A 17,874-nucleotide genomic window follows, 5' to 3' on the forward strand; every position below is an offset into this window, starting at 1 on the left:
ATTCAAGCCGCCTTCTGGATCGCGAAGCTCTTGAGGTACTCGGCGGGCTTGGCTGGATCGAACACTTTGCCCATGATGGTGTGCCTGGTGTAGCCCGGGCCGGCGGCGAAGGGCTGGCCGAGTTCCTTCATGTACTTGCGCGCGTCGGTGATGAGGAACACGCGCTCGGCGATCTGCTGGTAGTTCACGTCGCCCTTGACGTAGCCCCACCGCTGCATCTGCGTGAGCATCCACACCGCCATGCTCTGCCACGGCATCGGGTCGAAGTCGGCGCGGTCGGGCACTGTCTGGATCTTGCCCAGGCCATCGGCGAAGCGGCCGGTGAGCACCTGGGTGAGCACGGCCTCGGGCTGGTTGAGGTACTGGCTGGGTGCAATCACCTTGGCGATGAGTTCGCGGTTCTTCGGGTCGCGCGCCATGGCGGCCGAGGTGAGCACCGCGCGGTACAGCGCCGCGAAGGTGTTGGGGTTCTTCTGGATGAACTCGGTGCTGGTACCGAAGGCGCAGCAAGGGTGACCGTTCCAGAGGTCCTTGGTGAGCACATGAATGAAGCCGACCTCGTCGAACACCGCGCGCTGGTTGAAGGGATCGGGGCCGAGAAAGCCGTCGATATTGCCCGCACGCAGGTTGGCCACCATCTCGGCCGGCGGGATCACGCGCAGCTGCACATCGGTGTCGGGGTTCAGGCCGGCCTCGGCCAGGTAGTAGCGCAACAGGAAGTTGTGCATCGAATAGTCGAACGGAATGCCGAACTTGAAGCCCTTCCAGTTCTTCGGATCGCGGTTGTCCTTGTGCTTGAGCGACAGCGTGATGGCCTGGCCGTTCACGTTCTGCACCGTGGCCACATTCATCGGCGTGGCGTTGCTGCCCAGCCCGAGCGAGATGGCCAGTGGCATCGGCGAGAGGAAGTGCGTGGCGTCGTACTCCTTGTTGATCATCTTGTCGCGGATGAGCGCCCAGCCGGCGGTCTTGGTCACCTCCACGTTGAGGCCCTGCTTGCTGTAGAAGCCGAGTGGGTGCGCCATGATCAGCGGCGTGGCGCAGGTGATGGGAATGAACCCGATCTTGAGGTTGGTCTTCTCCAGCATGCCTTTCTTCGCGCCGGCTTCCTGGGCCATGGCCTGCAGGCTGGCCACGGGCAGCACACTCGAAATGGCGGCCATGGCCGTGCCCTTGCCCACCGCACGCAGGAAGCGGCGACGCATCTCGTCCTGCGGGAACAGCGCCTTGACCAGCGTGGCTTCGATGAACTCGTTGCTGTAGGCCTCGAACTCGGCAGTCTCGCTGCGGCGGCGCAGTTCGGCGGCGGCGCTGTCGGCGTTGGCCTCGGCGTGGTGGTCCGCCACCGTGTGGTCACGCCCGCAGCTGCACTTCATCATCAGCGGACGGTCGGCGTTGTAGGGGTCGAAGAATTCGGACATGGCGCACCTCGTGTGTTGAAGACGAGGAACGCTTTGCAAGCACCGGGCCAGAAGCGCGATCCACAGCGCCATCCGGCGCTCTCATGCGCAAGTCGCGCCGTGCGAACCGACGCCGTGTAGGGCCAGCCCTACAAGAACAGCGGTTTCAGGTGCCTTTGGGCGCGCGCGCGTGGCGTTCGGCGTACAGCGCGAGCTCCACATCGTTCTTCGCACCGGTCTTCTCCAGCACGCGTGCACGGTAAGTGCTCACCGTGTTGGGCGCCAGGCCGAGTTGCGCACCAATTTCGCTCACGGTGCGCCCCTGCGTGAGCAGGCGGTAGACCTGGTACTCGCGGTGCGAGAGCGCCTCGGGCCCGGTCTGCGCGCTCGCGCTGCCCACGGCGGCGGCCAGCGCCTCGGCCGTGGCCTGGCTCACGAACACCGCGCCACCCGCGGCCTTGCGCACGGCGGCAATCATGTCGTCGGGGTCGGCGCTCTTGTTCAGGTAGCCGCACGCGCCCAGACGGATGCAGCGCACCGCGTACTGCTTCTCGGGGTAGGTGCTGAGCATGAGCACCGGCAGGCGGGGGTGGTCCCGCTTGATGGCCTGCAGCACGTCGAGCCCGTCCAGTTCGGGCATGGCGATATCGAGCAGCACCAGATCGAGCCCCAGGCTGCCGCCCAGCGCGGCCACCTCGGCCAGCACCTCGGGGCCGGTCTGCGCCTCGGCCACCACCTGCACATCGGGCGCGTCGGCGAGGATCTGCTTGAGACCCTCGCGCACGATACGGTGGTCGTCGCCGATCAGCACGCGGATGGTTTCGGTGAGCAGGTCGAATTGCGTGGTCATGTCGTCTCCGCCGGCAGCGTCACCGTGAGGTACATGCGCGTGCCCTCACCCGGTGCGCTGTCGATCTGTATCTCGCCGCCGAAATGGCGTGCCCGTTCGCGCATGCCCATCACGCCGTAGGCGTTCGCGGCTTCAAACGCGTGGGGCGGCGCACCCACGCCATTGTCTTGCACGCACAGGCTCAGCGCAGTCCCCCGCACGACGATGTGGACACCCAGGCGGTCGGCGTGCGCGTGGCGCCCGACGTTGCTGAGCATCTCCTGGAAGATGCGGAACACCGCCATGGCCAGGGGCTCGGGCGGTTCGGGCGCGTCGGCCACGGCCATGCGCCAGTCCAGCGCCATCTCGGCGGACTGCACGAACTCCTGCGCCTGCCATTCCAGTGCAGCCCACAGCCCTTGGTGGTCCAGGATGCTGGGGCGCAGGTCGGTGATGATGCGGCCAACGTTGTCGACCGCCGTCTCGATCAGGCGGCTCATGTTCTGGCACTTGCAGCGCATGCGCTCGCGCATGTCGTGCGCGGCATCGGCACTGCGCTGCTCCTGTTCGGACAGGCGCTTGTCCATCCAGTTCACGTCCATCTTCAGGGCGACCAGCAGGCTGCCCAGTTCGTCGTGCACCTCGCGCGCGATGCGGGTGCGCTCGTCCTCGCGCACGGTTTCCGAACGAGCGGCCAGTTCGCGCACTTGCTTCAATGCGGTGGCCAGTGCGAGCGTGCGCTCACCCACGCGCGCTTCGAGTTCGTCCTTGGCGCGTTGCAGGGCATCGGCGGCGCGCTTGCGCTCGGTGATGTCGACGAAAGTGACCACCGCGCCGCGCACCTCGCCACCGTCCACGATGGGGTGGCTGGAGTACTCGACCGGGAAGCACGAGCCGTCGCGGCGCCAGAACACCTCGCTGTCGATGCGGCAGGGCAGGCCCTGGCGGAAGGCGTTGAAGATCGGGCAGTCCTCCACCGGGTAGTGCGCGCCATCGGCGTGCGAGTGGTGGGTCAGGTCGTGCATGTTGCGGCCCAGCAGCTCGGCGGGCTCGAAACCGATCATGCGCGCGCCGGCGTGGTTGATGAACACGCACAGCCCGTCCAGATCAACCCCGAACACGCCTTCGCCGGTGGAGGCCAGCAGCAGCGCGAGCGGGTCGCGCCAGGCACCGGTGGTGGCGGGGACTTCCGGGCGGCTGACGAGGTGGGCGGCATCCAGGTGCATGACTTGCTTCAAGCAATCGATGTGCCAAAGCGGTGCATTCCGGCCCCAAGCGCGTGAATCGGCGCGACAATCGCCGGGTTTGCCCATCCGCCCCCCGGTATCCACCATGGCCTTGTTCAACACCCTTTTTGGCGCGCGCCCCGCCAACGACCGCCGCGCCCGCGTGCTCGCCTCGGGCACGGCTCAGCGCGCCGCCGAGCTGCTGCGCTCGTCCACCGCCTTGCTCAATCTCAGCGAGCAGGAAGCCCTCACCGTGGTGGGCTACATGCAGCTGCGGCGATGCGCCGAGGGCGAAGCCATCATCCGGCAGGGCGACAGCGGCGGCAGCGGCGATGACGGTTTCATGGCGCTGGTGGTGGAAGGTGAGGTGACGGTCGAGACGCTCAACGTGAGCCGTGTCGATGCCCAGACCGTCAACGTGCTCGGCCCGGGCCACCTCATGGGCGAGATGTCGCTGATGGACGGCGCGGCCCGCTCGGCCACCTGCACGGCCAGCACCGCGGTGCGCTGCGCAGTGCTCACCCGCGAGTCGCTTGAAGCCCTGGTGACCGAGGAGCCGGCCACCGCGGCCAAGCTGCTCAGTGGCGTGGCACTGCGCCTGAGTCGCCGCCTGCGCGAGGCCGACGGCAAGCTGCAGCTCTACAGCCAGCTGGTGTTTTCCATGCAGCAGGAAATCGACCGGCTGGTGCCCGATCCGGAGTAGCCATCAGGCGCGGGCGGTCCGGGCGCTCCAGAGCATGGTGATGGCCAGGATGCCCATTACCACGCCCAGGGACACGGCGACCGGGATCTTGTAGATGTCGATCAGCAGCATCTTGGTGCCAATGAAGACCAGGATCACCGCCAGACCGTAGTTGAGCAGGTGAAAGCGGCTCGCGGCGGCCTGCAGCAGGAAGAACATGGCGCGCAGGCCCAGGATGGCGAACACGTTGCTGGTCAGCACGATGAACGGATCGCGTGTGATCGCGAAGATGGCCGGGATGGAGTCGACCGCGAAGATCACGTCCGTGAAGCCGACCAGGCAGATCACCATGAACAGCGGGGTGGCGATGCGCTTGCCGTTCTCCACGGTGAAGAACTTCTCACCGTCGAAACCCTTGCTGACGGGCAGGATGCGGCGCAGCAGGCGCAGCGCGGGGTTCTCGTCCAGGCTGGGCTCCTGGCCGGCGGCCCACCACATCTTCACACCCGTGAGCACCAGGAAGGCACCGAACACGTAAAGAATCCAGTGGAACTGCGCCAGCAGCCAGCCGCCCACCAGGATCATCACCGTGCGCAGCACGATCGCCCCCAGGATGCCGATCATGAGCACGCGCTTCTGGAACGCCGGGGGCACGGCGAAGTAGCTGAAGATCAGCAGGAAGACGAAGATGTTGTCGACCGCCAGGCTCTTCTCGATCAGGTAGCCGGTGAGGAATTCGAGCGACTTCTCGGTGGCGATCTCGCTGGAGCCGGTGCTGTCCTTCACGGCCCACCAGAACAGGCCGTTGAACAGCAGGCTCAGCGCCACCCAGACGACTGACCAGTTCAGCGCTTCCCTCACGCCGACGGCGTGCGAACCCTGCTTCTTGAGAACCACGAAATCCACGAACAGAGCCGCCACGACGAACACGACGAAGACGACCCACAGCCACAGCGGGGCAATGCTTTCCATTGAAAAACCTCAGGTTGGTGTTGAACGAACACCCCAAGGTCTTGTCACCACCGCGCGCGGCGCGGCTCTGGATTTCCGGCGGCCCGCAGGCCGCGTAATGACGAAAATCCCGCCCACCGAGGCCCGGCTGGACGCCGGGTGGCAGGCTGACTACTCCCCTTGAAGGGAACGGCGATTGTGCGCGAGGCCCAGAAACCCCATGCCGCCGTGGGACTTCAGGCCGCTTCCTTGTAGAAGAAGTCGCGCCGCACGCCACGCGGGGCCAGCGGCTCCACGCTCAGGCGGATGGCTTCGATGTGCTGCGGCGTCGTACCGCAGCAGCCGCCCACGATGTTGACCAGGCCTTCGGCCGCGAACTCGCGCAGCAGGCGGCTGGTGTCTTCCGGCGTTTCGTCGAAGCCGGTGTCGCTCATCGGGTTGGGCAGGCCGGCGTTGGGGTAGCAGCTGATGAAGGTGTCGCCCGCGGCCTTGGCGAGTTCCTGGATGTAGGGCCGCATCAGCGCCGCACCCAGCGCGCAGTTCAGGCCCACCGCCAGCGGTTGCAGGTGTCGCACACTGGCCCAGAAAGCGGTCACGGTCTGGCCGCTGAGAATGCGGCCGGAAGCGTCGGTCACGGTGCCGCTGATGATCAGCGGCAGGCGCTGGCCCGACTTCTCGAAGAATTCGTCCACCGCGAACAGCGCGGCCTTGGCATTGAGCGTGTCGAAGATGGTTTCGACCAGCAGCACGTCCGCACCACCTTCGACCAGCGCCTCGATCTGCTCCAGGTAGCCCGCGCGAAGCTCCTCGAACGTGACGTTGCGCGCACCGGCGTCGTTCACGTCGGGGCTGATGCTGGCCGTCTTGGGCGTCGGGCCGAGCGCGCCGGCCACGTAGCGCGGCTTGTCGGGGGTGCTGAACTTGTCGCAGGCCTCGCGGGCGAGGCGGGCCGAGGCGAGGTTCATCTCGCGCGCCAGGTGGCCCATCTCGTAGTCGTCCTGCGCGATGGTGGTGGCGCCGAAGGTGTTGGTCTCGATCAGGTCGGCACCAGCGGCAAGGTAGCCCTCATGGATATCGCGGATGACGTCCGGCCGCGTCAGGCTGAGCAACTCGTTGTTGCCCTTCACGTCCTTGTGGAAGTCCTTGAAGCGCTCGCCACGGTACTCGGCCTCGCCCAGCTTGAAGCGCTGGATCATGGTGCCCATCGCGCCATCGAGGATGGCGATGCGGTGCTTCAGGATCTCGGGCAGCGCCTGGGCGCGGGTGTAGGCAGGGGTGTTCATGCCCTGGATTGTATGAAGCCGTCCCGGTGGCAGCCGGGCAGCGGCCGGGCGGCCCTGCGATGACCCCGACAATATTCCCCGACAATACCGGGCATGAAGAACCTCACGCCCCAGCAGGCCTGGGCCTGGCTGCAGGCCGAACGCGAGCAGCGCGTGGCCCGCGGCGAAGAGCCCCCGCTGTTTGTCGACGTGCGCATGGAGATCGAGTCGCTCTACGTGGGCCGCCCGCCCGGTGTGGAGAACATTCCCTGGTACGAGTACCCCGATCTCACGCCCGACCCATTGCGTTTCGCGGCGGCAGTGGAGCAGGAAGCGGGCGACAAGGACCGCCCCATCCTGCTGATCTGCCGCAGTGGCAAGCGCACGCTGGATGCGGGGAAGGCGCTGGAGTCTGCGGGATTCAGCGACGTGTCGCATGTGGTGCACGGCTTCGAGGGCGAACTCAACGAAGACTTCAAGCGCTCCAGCATCAATGGCTGGCGCCACGATGGGCTGCCGTGGGAACAGATGTAATGCACGGGGCGCCCGGGGTGTTCCCTTGACCGAGATCATCGACATCGCTCCGGGCAGCGAGATCCTGGAGACCAGCCTCGGCGTGCTGCACGAGGTGTTCGGCTACGACGACTTCCGGGGCCCGCAGGCCGACATCGTCTCGCACGTGGGCGGTGGCGGTGATGCGCTGGTGCTCATGCCCACGGGCGGCGGCAAGTCGCTCTGCTACCAGGTGCCGGCCATCGTGCGAGAGCGTGCGGGCCGGGGCCTCACGGTGGTGGTCTCTCCGCTGATCGCACTCATGCACGACCAGGTGGGCGCACTCCTCGAAGCGGGTGTGGCGGCCGCCTTCCTCAACTCCAGCCTCTCTCTGGAGGACGCGCAGCAGGTGGAGAAGCAGATGCTGCGCGGCGAGCTCACCCTGCTATACGCAGCGCCCGAGCGCCTCACGACGCCGCGCTTCCTGGCGTTGCTCGACTCCCTGCAGGAGCGCGGCAGGCTGTCGCTGTTCGCCATCGACGAGGCCCATTGCGTGAGCCAGTGGGGCCACGACTTCCGGCCGGAGTACCGCGCCCTGGCGGTGCTGCACGAGCGCTACGCCGGTGTGCCGCGCGTGGCGCTGACGGCCACCGCCGACGACCTCACGCGCGCCGACATCGTCGAACGCCTGCGGCTGCAGGACGCGCGCACCTTCATCAGCAGCTTCGACCGGCCCAACATCCGCTACCAGCTGGTGGAGAAAAAGGACGCCTCCACACAGCTGCAGCGTTTCATCCGCGACGAACACATGGGCGCCGATGGCCATGACGCGGGCATCGTGTACTGCCAGTCGCGCCGACGGGTGGAGGAAGTCGCCACCCTGCTGTGCGAAGCGGGCTTCAACGCACTGCCGTACCACGCTGGCCTGGACGCCGCCGTGCGTCAGCACCACCAGGACCGCTTTCTGCGCGAAGAAGGCCTGATCATGGTGGCCACGATCGCGTTCGGCATGGGCATCGACAAGCCCGACGTGCGCTTCGTCGCCCACCTCGACATGCCCAAGAACATCGAGGGCTACTACCAGGAAACTGGCCGCGCGGGGCGCGACGGCGAGCCGGCCACGGCGTGGATGGCCTATGGCCTGCAGGACGTAGTGAACCAGCGCCGCATGATTGACGAAAGCCCGGCAGCGGACGAGTTCAAGCAGGTGCTGCGCGGCAAGCTCGATGCCCTGCTCACGCTGGCCGAGGCGAGCGATTGCCGCCGCGTGCGGCTTCTGAAGTATTTCGGCGAAAACAGCCAACCTTGCGGCAACTGCGACAACTGCCTCACGCCCCCGGAGATGCACGACGCCACCGAGGCGGCGCGCAAGCTGCTCTCGTGCATCTACCGCGTGCAGCAGGCCAGCGGTACGGCTTTCGGCGCCGGGCACATCATGGACATCCTGCGCGGCAAGGCGACGGACAAGGTGAAACAGTACGGCCACGAGAAGCTCTCGACCTTCGGCATCGGCGCCGACCTGTCGGAGACGCAGTGGCGCGCGCTATTGCGCCAGCTGATCGCACGCGAGGCGGTGGAGGTGCACGACGCGCCCTACAACACCCTGCACCTGGCCGGCGCGGCGCGCGACATTCTCAAGGGACAGAGCCTCGTGCAGCTCAGGGCACTGGCCGATAAGGCCGGCGGCTCGGCACGCAGTGGGCGGCAGCGCGCAGCGCGCGCCACGGCCAAGGACGACGGTGTGCCGCTGAGCCTGTCCGAGCGCGAGTGCCTGGAGGCGCTCAAGGCCTGGCGCGCCGGTGTCGCGCGCGAACACAACCTGCCGGCCTTCGTCATCTTCCACGACGCCACCTTGCGCGCCATCGCCAGCCGCAAGCCCGAACGCCTGGCCGATCTGGACGGCATCGCAGGCATCGGCCAGAAAAAACGCGAAGCCTATGGGGCGGAGGTGGTCCGGGTGGTGAGTGCTTTCGTGTGAACCCGGCGCAGAGGGGCTCGCCCCTTTGCTAACCTAGGTTTGAAGGCCTCTACCGCCTGTCGGCGAGCCCCTTGTCACAACCCTCTGTCGCTCAAGGTCTCGAGCCGCGTGTCGATGTCACTGATGTAGCCGAAGACTTCCCTGTCTTCAGGCCCAGAGACCACGAAACGGAGCGCGTCATGTTTTTCAGGTTGCCATGGTTTGGCAAATCCCGGTCGGTTCAGCCCCAGTACCACGACACCCAGGTGCTTGAGCTGGATTTTCTCGTCGACGAGTTCCACGAAGCCATGGCCGACATCAAGGACCCCGTGCGCCAGCGCGTGCACGCAGCGCTGATGTCCTGCCAGACGCCCAAGGACCTGTGGTTCCTGCGCAGCAAGCTGTTCAGCCTGATCTCCAAGCACCATTGCGAAAGCGTGGCCAACAGCCGTGTGGCCCGTCTCGACCAGAAACTGCGTTTCTTCGTCTCCAGGCACCCCGAATACTCGGCCGACGAGCTGCCCACGGGCCCGATGGCGCTGCTGCACTGACTTCCCGCCGCCTCCGCACAAAAGAGAAAAGCCACCTCAGGGTGGCTTTTCTCTTTTGTGCATCCGACGTTCAGTGGACGAAGCCCATGCCTCGCGCCTCGCGCACCTCGGGCTTGATGCGGTGCTCCGCTTCGAGTTGGGCCATGAACTCCTCGGGCGCCAGCGCTTCGGCCAGGATGTCCACCTGCCGCTTCACCGCCGCAAAGTCCCCCGGGCAGAGCTGGTCGAGCCTGGCCAGCCGCGAGGCCAGCGCCGCATCCAGTCGCGAGGCATCGCCCGCCAGCGCCTCCGTCACGAACATGCTTTCACGCTGCAGGGCAGTGAGTGGCTTGAAGCGGATCTTGAACGTGAAACGCCGCAGTGCCGCCTGATCGATGCTGTCCATCAGGTTGGTGGTGCAGATGAAGATGCCCGCAAAGCGCTCCATGCCCTGCAGCATCTCGTTGACCTCGGTCACTTCGTAGGTGCGCTGCGCACCACGGCGGTCCTGCAGGAAGCTGTCCGCCTCGTCCAGCAGCAGCACCGCCTTCTCGGCCTCGGCCTCGCGGAACATGGCGGCCATCTGCTGCTCGGTCTCGCCCACGAACTTGCTCACCAGATCGCTGGCACGGCGGATCATCAGCGGACGGTCCAGCTGTTGCGCCATGTGTTCGGCCAGCGCGGTCTTGCCGGTGCCGGGCGCACCGTGGAAGCACAGGCAGCCATGTCCGCGCGCCTTGAGCGCGGCAATCACGCGCGGCAGTTCGTAACGCGACTCGACGTTGAGCATGTCCAGGCTGTACTGCGTGACGCTCGGCCGTTGTGCCGGATCCGGTTTGCGGCCCAGCGCAAGGTCGGCGTTCTTCAATTGCCGCTCGATCAACTCGTCCAGCACGGGCGCCTTGTCGTTCGGGCGCCCCCGGGTTCCACGACGGGGCGCTGGGTGGGCGGCCAGCTGGGCGAAGCGCAGCGCGGTGCGGATCTGGGCCGGCGTGAGGCCTTTGCGTTCGGTCAGCCGCGCCACCAGGCCGTCCGACACCGGGGCCCCTTCCAGGGTCTTGCGCACCAGTTGTTCGCGCGCGCCGGGCGGCGGGCTCTTGAGTTCGAGGTGGTACGCGAAACGGCGGCGGAAGGCCGGGTCGATCTGTTCGATGCGGTTGGTCACCCACAACGTGGGCACGGCGTTGGTTTCCAGGATCTGGTTGACCCACGCCTTGCCGCTCACGCTGCCAGTGTGTGGCGCCGCGACGTGCTCGGCACGCGCCATCAGCTGCGCGGCTTCGCTGGAAATGGGCGGGAACACGTCTTCCACCTCGTCGAACAGCAGGGCGGAATGGGCCGTGCCCTTGAGGAAGACCTGGGCGATCTGCAGCGAACGGTAGCGGTCGCGGCCCGAGAGTGCGTTGCCGTCGCGGTCGGCGTATTCCACTTCGAACAGTTCCAGGCCAGCGGCCTGCGCCACCACACGCGCGAGCTCGGTCTTGCCGGTGCCGGGTGGACCGTACATCAGCACGTTCACCCCGGGCTCCTTGCGGGCCACCGCTTCGCGCAGCAGACCGCAGAGCAGGCGCACGTCCTCGCCAACGTAGTCGAAATCCTTCGCGGTCAGCGTCGAACGTGCAGCCGGCCGTGTGAACACCGCCATCAGCTCGCTCTGCGTGCGGTACTCGCGCATCAGCACAGGTGGCAGCTTTTCGCTGACCTTCATGAGGTCGGCCAGGTCGGTGATGTTGTGCTCGGAGATCAGGTTCTCGACCATGCCGATGCGCTCCAGCCGCGAACCGGCACGCAGTGCCTCGCCCACTTCGCTGGCCTTCACGCCCGCCACGTCGGCGATGGCGGCGTACGCTTCGGGCGCGTTGTTGACCTTGAACTCGACCAGGATGGAACGCAGGTCGCGCTGGTAGCGCGCGAGCGTGCCGTAAAGGAGCAGCGCCCGTTCGGCGCGGTTGAGCTGCAGCAGGCTGGCCAGCGCGTCGATGTTCTTCTCCACCAGGGTGGACTGTTTCTTCAGGGAATGGCTCAGCCAGTCGCCGGTGACGGCGAGCACCGATAGCAGGTCCTTGGGTGACTCCTTGGCGTATTCATCGAGGTAGAAGAAAAGTGTGCCTTCTTCGTAGGGTCCGCGCCACACGCCATAGCGCTCCATGAACGCGTTCGTGGTCAGGCCGGCGTGGCCACTCCACAGCTCGTTGTCCTTGCAGCGGCGTTCGAGGAACTCGCGCAGGCGCAGCAACACGGTGTGCGGCCACACGAGGTGGCGGCCGGCCAGCGAAAGCAGGGTGTTCAGATCGCGCCGCACATTGAAGCGCGGACCCTGGCGCGCGGCCAGGGTGAGCACGAAATGCGAGCACATGAGATCCAGCACGGGCGCCTGGCGCAGGCCGTGCGGCACGAAGACGCGCCCCTCGCCCGAGGGGGCGACGCGGCCTTCGCGCGCATCCAATAGGGTGCGGGCCGCCGATGCAGCGGACTGCAGCGAGCGTTTGGTCATCCAGACACCTCCGGGGGAGCCGACATTTGAGCGGACCATAACCCAGCTTGATCAATCATGGAAGAGAGTGACAAGGGGTGTTTGAGCAATTTGTCGGGCTTTGCCATGCCGGGGGCCTGGCACGGCAGGTTCACAATCGCGCCATGCTGCAACTACATGACATTGAAACCGCCGCTGGTCGCCTGGCCGGGCAGGTGCTGGACACGCCCTTCGTCGAGTCACGGACCATCTCGCAGCTCACCGGCTGTCAGGTGTTCCTGAAGTTCGAGAACCTGCAGTACACGGCATCTTTCAAGGAGCGTGGCGCGTGCAACAAGCTGGCGCAGCTCAGCGCCGACGAACGGGCGCGGGGCGTGATTGCCATGAGCGCGGGCAACCACGCACAGGGTGTGGCCTACCACGCACAACGCCTGGGCCTGCGTGCGGTGATCGTCATGCCGCGCTTCACGCCGGGCGTGAAGGTGGAGCGCACACGCGGCTTCGGTGCCGAGGTGGTGCTGCATGGCGACACGCTGGAAGCCGCCCGGGCGCACGCCCACGAGCTGGCCCAGAAGCAAAGCCTGGTGTTCGTGCACCCCTACGACGACGAGGCGATCGTGGCGGGCCAGGGCACGGTGGCGCTGGAAATGCTGCGCGAGCAGCCCGATCTGGACACCCTGGTGATCGCCATCGGTGGCGGGGGCCTGATTGGCGGCATTGCCTCGGCGGCCAAGGCCATCCGACCCGGTATCGAGATCGTCGGTGTTCAGGCCGAGCGTTTCCCGGCCATGGTGAACGCCATCCGGGGCACGCAGCTGCCGCAGGGCGCGAGCACGATCGCCGAAGGCATTGCGGTGGGCACGCCGGGCGAGATCACCGAGGCCATCATTCGCCAGCGGGTGGACGACCTGCTGCTGGTCGACGAGGGCGACATCGAGCAGGCCATCGTGATGCTGCTGGAGATCGAGAAGACCCTCGTCGAGGGCGCGGGCGCGGCCGGCCTTGCGGCACTGCTCAAGCATCCCGGGCGGTTCGCCGGCAAACGCGTGGGCCTGGTGCTGAGTGGGGGCAACATCGACCCGATGCTGCTGGCCTCCATCATCGAGCGCGGCATGGTGCGTGCAGGCCGCCTGGCCCGCATCCAGGTGAACGCGCGCGACGTCCCCGGCAACCTGGCACGCATCACAGCGACCGTGGCCGAGGCCGGCGCCAACATCGACGAAGTGCACCACCAGCGCGCGTTCACGCTGCTCGCGGCGCAGAACGTGGCCATCGAACTCGTGCTGCAGACGCGCGGCCGCGAGCACGTGGCGCAGGTCATCGATCGCCTGCGCGATGCGGGCTTCGAAGCCACCTTGCTGTAAGTTGGGCGATGCAGCGGTTGACGCTGCCGCAAAGGCTCCGGCATCATGCGCCGGTCTGACCACACCAACAGGAGGAGCGCATGGACACCAACACGCTGTGGAACTCGCTGCAGAACACGCTGGGCACGCACATACCGCAACTGCTGGGCGCGCTGGCCATCTTCATCCTGGGCTGGTTCATCGCGGTGCTCGTGCGGGCAGCCACGCGCAAGAGCCTGGGCTTCATCGGCGTCAACCACCGCTTCGGCAAGCTCACGAACACGCGCGTGGACCTCGAAGGCGCGGTCGCGCTCGCGCTGTTCTGGATCGTGATCCTGCTCACCCTCGTGGCGGTGTTCAATTCCTTGAACCTGGCCATCGTCTCGGGTCCTTTCTCGGTCTTCACCACGCAGCTCTTTGAATACGCACCCCGGTTGCTGGGCGGGCTGCTGCTGGCGCTCGTCGCCTGGCTGGTGGCTGGCGTGGTGCGCGCGCTCTCGCAGAAGCTGCTGGACCGCACGACACTGGACGAGAAGCTGTCCGAACATGCCGACATGGCCCCCATCAGCGACAGCCTGGCCGGCGCGCTGTTCTGGCTGGTGATCCTGCTGTTCGTTCCCGCCATCCTCGGCGCATTGCAGATGGAGGGATTGCTCGGCCCCCTGCGCGAGATGGTCACCAAGACGCTGGACATCCTGCCCAACGCCCTGGCCGCGGTGGTGATCGGCGGCGTGGGCTGGATCGTTGCCACGGTGCTGCGCAACCTCACCACCCATCTCAGCCGCACGGCGGGCGTGGACCGCCTGGGACACCGCGCGGGGCTGGCCGACACCGTTCAACTCTCCCGCGTGACCGGCATGCTCGTCTTCGTGGCGGTGTTCCTGCCTTCGCTGATCGCCGCGCTGGACGCGCTGAAGATCGAGGCGATTTCCCGGCCCGCCACCGATATGCTCAATACGCTGCTGCAGGCTGTGCCCAACCTGATCGCGGCCGCGCTGATCCTGGTGGTCACCTGGCTGGTGGCCTCGTTCGCCAGCAAGCTGCTCGCGAGCCTGCTGGCAGCGCTGGGCTTCGACACCCTGCCCGCCCGTGTGAATCTGGCACATGCGTTCGAGCACACCAGCGCCTCGGTGGCCGTAGGCCGTGTCGCCCTGTTCTTTGCCATGCTGTTCGCCACTGTGGAAGCGGCGGCACAACTGGGCTTCGGGCAGGTCAGCGAGATCGTGGCCAGCTTCATCCGCTTCGGTGGCGACATCCTGCTGGGTTCCGCCATCCTGGTGATCGGTTTCTGGCTGGCCAATCTTGCGTACGACGCCATCGACCGCGCCAGTGGTGCTGGCACCAAAGGCCTGGCCCGCATCGGCCGCTACGCCATCCTGGCCCTGGTGATCGCCATGGGGCTGCGCGCCATGGGCATCGCCGACGACATCGTCAATCTCGCCTTCGGACTCACACTGGGTGCAGTGGCCGTGGCGGTCGCGCTGTCCTTCGGCCTGGGCGGGCGCGAGGCCGCTGGCAAACTGATGGACCACTGGCTGTCCCGATTCCGCCGCGAGGAACGACCGCATGACCCAGAACGCTGAGAACACCGCCACCGTCACCATTGAGCAGCTCCAGAAGCTGCTGGCCGAGTGGTTCGCGCCCTGGATCCAGGCCATGGGCTTGCAGGTGGAGTCGTTCGCCGACGGCGAGGTGACCCTGCGCCTGCCGCAGAACGATCAGCTGTCTCGAGTGGGTGGCATGCTGTGCGGCCAGGCCATGATGTCGGCGGCCGACACGGCCATGGTGCTGGCCATCGTCACCCAGCTCGGCACGCGTCGCCCCATGACCACCGTGCAGCTCAACACCAGCTTCCTCAAACCCCTTTCCGGCCAGGACGCACGCATCACCGCGCGGGTGTTGCGCGCCGGCAAGAGCCTGGTGTTCGGCGAGATCGACATCCGCGGCATGAACGATGGCAAGAGCGTGTGCCGTGCCAGCACCACCTATGCGCTGCTGTAGCCGCCGGGCAGTCCCGGTTTTCGGAATCTGCGTGCTTACCTTAGAATCCCCGGAGTTTTGAATCCACCACGGAGCTCCCATGTCCAGCCACGATCACACCACCTCCAGCGAACAGACCCACGACGTGGTGGAGGCCATCGTTCCCTACATGCCCGTGGTGCTCCCCGTTGCCGGCGGCGTGCTGATGTTCCTGCTGGCCTTCATCGCCGTGTTCATGGCCTGAGCATCCCGGCCACCCAGGCAAGCCGAACGCCCGTCAAGGGCCTTCGGCTTTCTTTTTGCCCGAACCGACCCGTGGCGGGCCCAACTGTCAAATGCATCACGTTATGCGGGTTTTGCATGTAACCCAGGTGTAACCAGGCGGGTGCTTTCTTAAAATCGAGCCATTGGCCGACACGCTGATCAAGCCCGGGTCACCCACCCCCGCTTCGTCTCTCCCGCTGCCCCGCCACCCGCACCGCAGCCCACGCGCCGACCGCCCTATTGCTGCCGCCGGGATTCCTTCCACAGCCGCCCCGTCATCCATCTGCATGGCGCCCGCGGCTGTCGGTGTCTCTGAGGCATGCCGGTTTACAAACTTCTGGAGCGTCTCCATGAATTCACCCGTGATGCAGGGCCTGACCCTCAACACCCCCTCTTATGTGAAACATGCCCGGCTGATCGCCTGGGTGGCCGACATGGCCGCGTTGTGCAAGCCTGACGCCATCCATTGGTGCGACGGCAGCGAAGAAGAGTACGAGCGCCTGTGTCAGGAGCTGGTGGACGCCGGCACGATGAAGCGCCTGGACCCGGTGAAGCGCCCGAACAGCTTCCTGGCCCTGTCCGACCCGTCCGACGTGGCCCGTGTGGAAGACCGCACCTTCATCTGCTCGGAAAAGCAGGAAGACGCCGGCCCCACGAACAACTGGAAGGCACCCGCCGAGATGCGCGCCACCCTCCAACCGCTGTTCGACGGCTGCATGCGTGGCCGCACCATGTACGTGGTGCCCTTCAGCATGGGCCCGCTGGGCAGTCCGATCGCCCACATTGGCATCGAGCTCTCCGACAGCGCCTACGTCGCGGTGAACATGAAGCTCATGACGCGCATGGGCAAGGCCGTGTACGACGTGCTCGGCACCGATGGCGACTTCGTGCCCTGCGTGCACACCGTGGGTGCTCCCCTGGCCAACGGCGAGACCGACCAGACCGGCTGGCCGTGCAATCCGACGACCAAATACATCGTCCACTACCCCGAAACGCGCGAGATCTGGAGCTACGGCTCTGGTTACGGTGGCAATGCGCTGCTGGGCAAGAAGTGCTTCGCGCTGCGCATCGCGTCGACCATGGGCCGCCAGCAAGGCTGGCTCGCCGAGCACATGCTGATCCTGGGCGTGACCAACCCCCAAGGCAAGAAGTACCACGTGGCCGCCGCTTTCCCGAGCGCCTGCGGCAAGACGAATTTCGCCATGCTGATCCCGCCCAAGGGCTTTGAAGGCTGGAAGGTCACCACCATCGGTGACGATATCGCCTGGATCAAGCCCGGCAAGGACGGCCGCCTGTACGCGATCAACCCCGAGGCGGGTTACTTCGGCGTGGCACCCGGCACCAACCAGCTGACCAACCCGAACTGCATGGCCAGCCTGGACAAGAACGTCATCTTCACCAACGTGGCGCTGACCGATGACGGCGACGTGTGGTGGGAAGGCATGGGCGAAGCCCCCGCACATGCCATCGACTGGCAAGGCAAGAACTGGACGCCGCAGATCGCCAGGGAAACCGGCGCCAAGGCGGCGCACCCGAACGCCCGCTTCACCGTGGCCGCCACCAACAACCCCGCACTCGACCCTGCGTGGGACGACCCGAAGGGTGTGGCGATCGATGCCTTCATCTTCGGTGGCCGCCGCAGCACCACCGTGCCGCTGGTGACCGAGGCCCGCAACTGGACCGAAGGCGTCTACATGGCCGCCACCATGGGTTCGGAAACCACCGCCGCCGCCTTCGGCGCGCAAGGTGTGGTTCGCCGCGATCCGTTCGCCATGCTGCCGTTCACCGGCTACAACATGAGCGACTATTTCCAGCACTGGCTCAACGTTGGCAAGCAGCTCTCCAGCCAGGGCGCCCAGCTGCCCGCCATCTATTGCGTGAACTGGTTCCGCAAGGACGAAGCCGGCAAGTTCGTATGGCCGGGCTTCGGCGAGAACATGCGCGTGCTGAAGTGGATGATCGACCGCCTTGAAGGCCAGGCCGGCGAAGGCACCGAACACGCCTTCGGCGTGAGCCCGCGCTTCGAGGACCTGCGCTGGGACGGTCTGGACTTCTCCGCCGACCAGTACCGCACGGTCACCCACATCGACCGCGATGCCTGGGTCAAGGAACTGGATCTGCACGCCGAGCTGTTCACACAGCTGGCCTATCACTTGCCCCGTGAGCTCGAGGAGACAAAGGCGCAGATCGAAAAGCGCCTGGCCGCTGTCTGACGCAGGCCGCACACACACCGGTGGCTTGCACGATCTGCAGACCACTGGCCGCCCCAGCCCCACCCCGCAGGGCGAAAAAAAAGCCACCGGACCCGGTGGCTTTTTTGTGGACGTTGACCCGTCCTGACCTGGGTTGACACCTTTTCCTCTCAGAAAAGGCAAGTCAATGGAATCAGGTGCGTATTTCGGCGAATGTGACCGGTCATTTCGGCGCATCGTGACCGGTGGGCTGAGCGATGTTCTCAGCGCCGTTTCGGTAACGTGACCGCCCG

At 66.3% G+C, this 17,874-nt stretch carries 16 protein-coding genes; 9 read left to right on the forward strand and 7 right to left on the reverse strand.

The genetic code is table 11. The features are described from left to right. Nucleotides 1-2: 2 nt before the first annotated feature. The 3 genes from J2X09_RS22850 to J2X09_RS22860 all read right to left on the reverse strand — a co-directional run bounded on the left by J2X09_RS22850 (nt 3) and on the right by J2X09_RS22860 (nt 3,455). Nucleotides 3-1,421: a CmpA/NrtA family ABC transporter substrate-binding protein gene (locus J2X09_RS22850; RefSeq protein ID WP_204734482.1), complete on the reverse strand. Its 1,419-nt coding sequence runs from the start codon at nt 1,419-1,421 to the stop codon at nt 3-5. A gap of 145 nt (nt 1,422-1,566) precedes the next feature. Beyond that, nucleotides 1,567-2,250, reverse strand: a complete 684-nt coding sequence (locus J2X09_RS22855) for a response regulator transcription factor (RefSeq protein WP_204734483.1) — start codon at nt 2,248-2,250, stop codon at nt 1,567-1,569. After that, nucleotides 2,247-3,455 (reverse strand): sensor histidine kinase, encoded by a 1,209-nt coding sequence (locus J2X09_RS22860; RefSeq protein WP_204734484.1) that lies wholly within the window; start codon nt 3,453-3,455, stop codon nt 2,247-2,249. The genes J2X09_RS22855 and J2X09_RS22860 overlap by 4 nt, the downstream gene beginning before the upstream one ends. Nucleotides 3,456-3,534: 79 nt before the next feature. Between J2X09_RS22860 and J2X09_RS22865 the strand changes: the two genes are divergently transcribed. Continuing rightward, nucleotides 3,535-4,158, forward strand: coding sequence for a cyclic nucleotide-binding domain-containing protein (locus J2X09_RS22865; protein ID WP_310309478.1), 624 nt, complete (start codon nt 3,535-3,537; stop codon nt 4,156-4,158). 3 nt (nt 4,159-4,161) lie between these two features. Here the strand turns inward: J2X09_RS22865 and J2X09_RS22870 are convergent, their stop codons facing one another. Beyond that, on the reverse strand, nt 4,162-5,109 hold the full coding sequence (locus J2X09_RS22870; protein WP_204734486.1) for a TerC family protein: 948 nt from the start codon (nt 5,107-5,109) through the stop codon (nt 4,162-4,164). Between the two features lie 215 nt (nt 5,110-5,324). After that, nucleotides 5,325-6,371 (reverse strand): homocysteine S-methyltransferase family protein, encoded by a 1,047-nt coding sequence (locus J2X09_RS22875; RefSeq protein ID WP_204734487.1) that lies wholly within the window; start codon nt 6,369-6,371, stop codon nt 5,325-5,327. A gap of 93 nt (nt 6,372-6,464) precedes the next feature. Between J2X09_RS22875 and J2X09_RS22880 the strand changes: the two genes are divergently transcribed. Together J2X09_RS22880 and recQ are read left to right on the forward strand one after the other, a co-directional pair. Further along, nucleotides 6,465-6,884 (forward strand): rhodanese-like domain-containing protein, encoded by a 420-nt coding sequence (locus tag J2X09_RS22880; protein ID WP_204734488.1) that lies wholly within the window; start codon nt 6,465-6,467, stop codon nt 6,882-6,884. Then, complete coding sequence (gene recQ / locus J2X09_RS22885; RefSeq protein ID WP_204734559.1) at nt 6,859-8,820, forward strand: DNA helicase RecQ; 1,962 nt, start codon at nt 6,859-6,861, stop codon at nt 8,818-8,820. The genes J2X09_RS22880 and recQ overlap by 26 nt, the downstream gene beginning before the upstream one ends. Before the next feature lie 74 nt (nt 8,821-8,894). Here the strand turns inward: recQ and J2X09_RS22890 are convergent, their stop codons facing one another. Further along, complete coding sequence (locus tag J2X09_RS22890; protein ID WP_204734489.1) at nt 8,895-9,101, reverse strand: hypothetical protein; 207 nt, start codon at nt 9,099-9,101, stop codon at nt 8,895-8,897. A 6-nt stretch (nt 9,102-9,107) separates the two neighbouring features. Between J2X09_RS22890 and J2X09_RS22895 the strand changes: the two genes are divergently transcribed. Next, on the forward strand, nt 9,108-9,350 hold the full coding sequence (locus J2X09_RS22895) for a hypothetical protein (protein WP_204734490.1): 243 nt from the start codon (nt 9,108-9,110) through the stop codon (nt 9,348-9,350). A gap of 70 nt (nt 9,351-9,420) precedes the next feature. On the opposite strand, the gene J2X09_RS22900 is transcribed toward J2X09_RS22895, so the two are convergent. Further along, nucleotides 9,421-11,823, reverse strand: a complete 2,403-nt coding sequence (locus J2X09_RS22900) for an ATP-binding protein (protein ID WP_204734491.1) — start codon at nt 11,821-11,823, stop codon at nt 9,421-9,423. A 143-nt stretch (nt 11,824-11,966) separates the two neighbouring features. On the opposite strand from J2X09_RS22900, the gene J2X09_RS22905 reads away from it, so the two are divergent. The 5 genes from J2X09_RS22905 to J2X09_RS22925 all read left to right on the forward strand — a co-directional run bounded on the left by J2X09_RS22905 (nt 11,967) and on the right by J2X09_RS22925 (nt 17,602). Further along, on the forward strand, nt 11,967-13,166 hold the full coding sequence (locus tag J2X09_RS22905; protein ID WP_204734492.1) for a threonine ammonia-lyase: 1,200 nt from the start codon (nt 11,967-11,969) through the stop codon (nt 13,164-13,166). 80 nt (nt 13,167-13,246) lie between these two features. Further along, nucleotides 13,247-14,728, forward strand: coding sequence for a mechanosensitive ion channel (locus J2X09_RS22910; protein ID WP_204734493.1), 1,482 nt, complete (start codon nt 13,247-13,249; stop codon nt 14,726-14,728). Next, nucleotides 14,712-15,146, forward strand: a complete 435-nt coding sequence (locus tag J2X09_RS22915; RefSeq protein WP_204734494.1) for a PaaI family thioesterase — start codon at nt 14,712-14,714, stop codon at nt 15,144-15,146. Before J2X09_RS22910 ends, J2X09_RS22915 begins: the two co-directional genes overlap by 17 nt. A 79-nt stretch (nt 15,147-15,225) precedes the next feature. After that, nucleotides 15,226-15,369 (forward strand): hypothetical protein, encoded by a 144-nt coding sequence (locus J2X09_RS22920; RefSeq protein ID WP_204734495.1) that lies wholly within the window; start codon nt 15,226-15,228, stop codon nt 15,367-15,369. Between the two features lie 370 nt (nt 15,370-15,739). Continuing rightward, nucleotides 15,740-17,602 (forward strand): phosphoenolpyruvate carboxykinase (GTP), encoded by a 1,863-nt coding sequence (locus J2X09_RS22925; protein WP_204734496.1) that lies wholly within the window; start codon nt 15,740-15,742, stop codon nt 17,600-17,602. Nucleotides 17,603-17,874: the final 272 nt, after the last annotated feature.

The sequence above is a fragment of the Hydrogenophaga laconesensis genome, assembly GCF_031457235.1.
Classification (GTDB): domain Bacteria; phylum Pseudomonadota; class Gammaproteobacteria; order Burkholderiales; family Burkholderiaceae_C; genus Hydrogenophaga; species Hydrogenophaga laconesensis.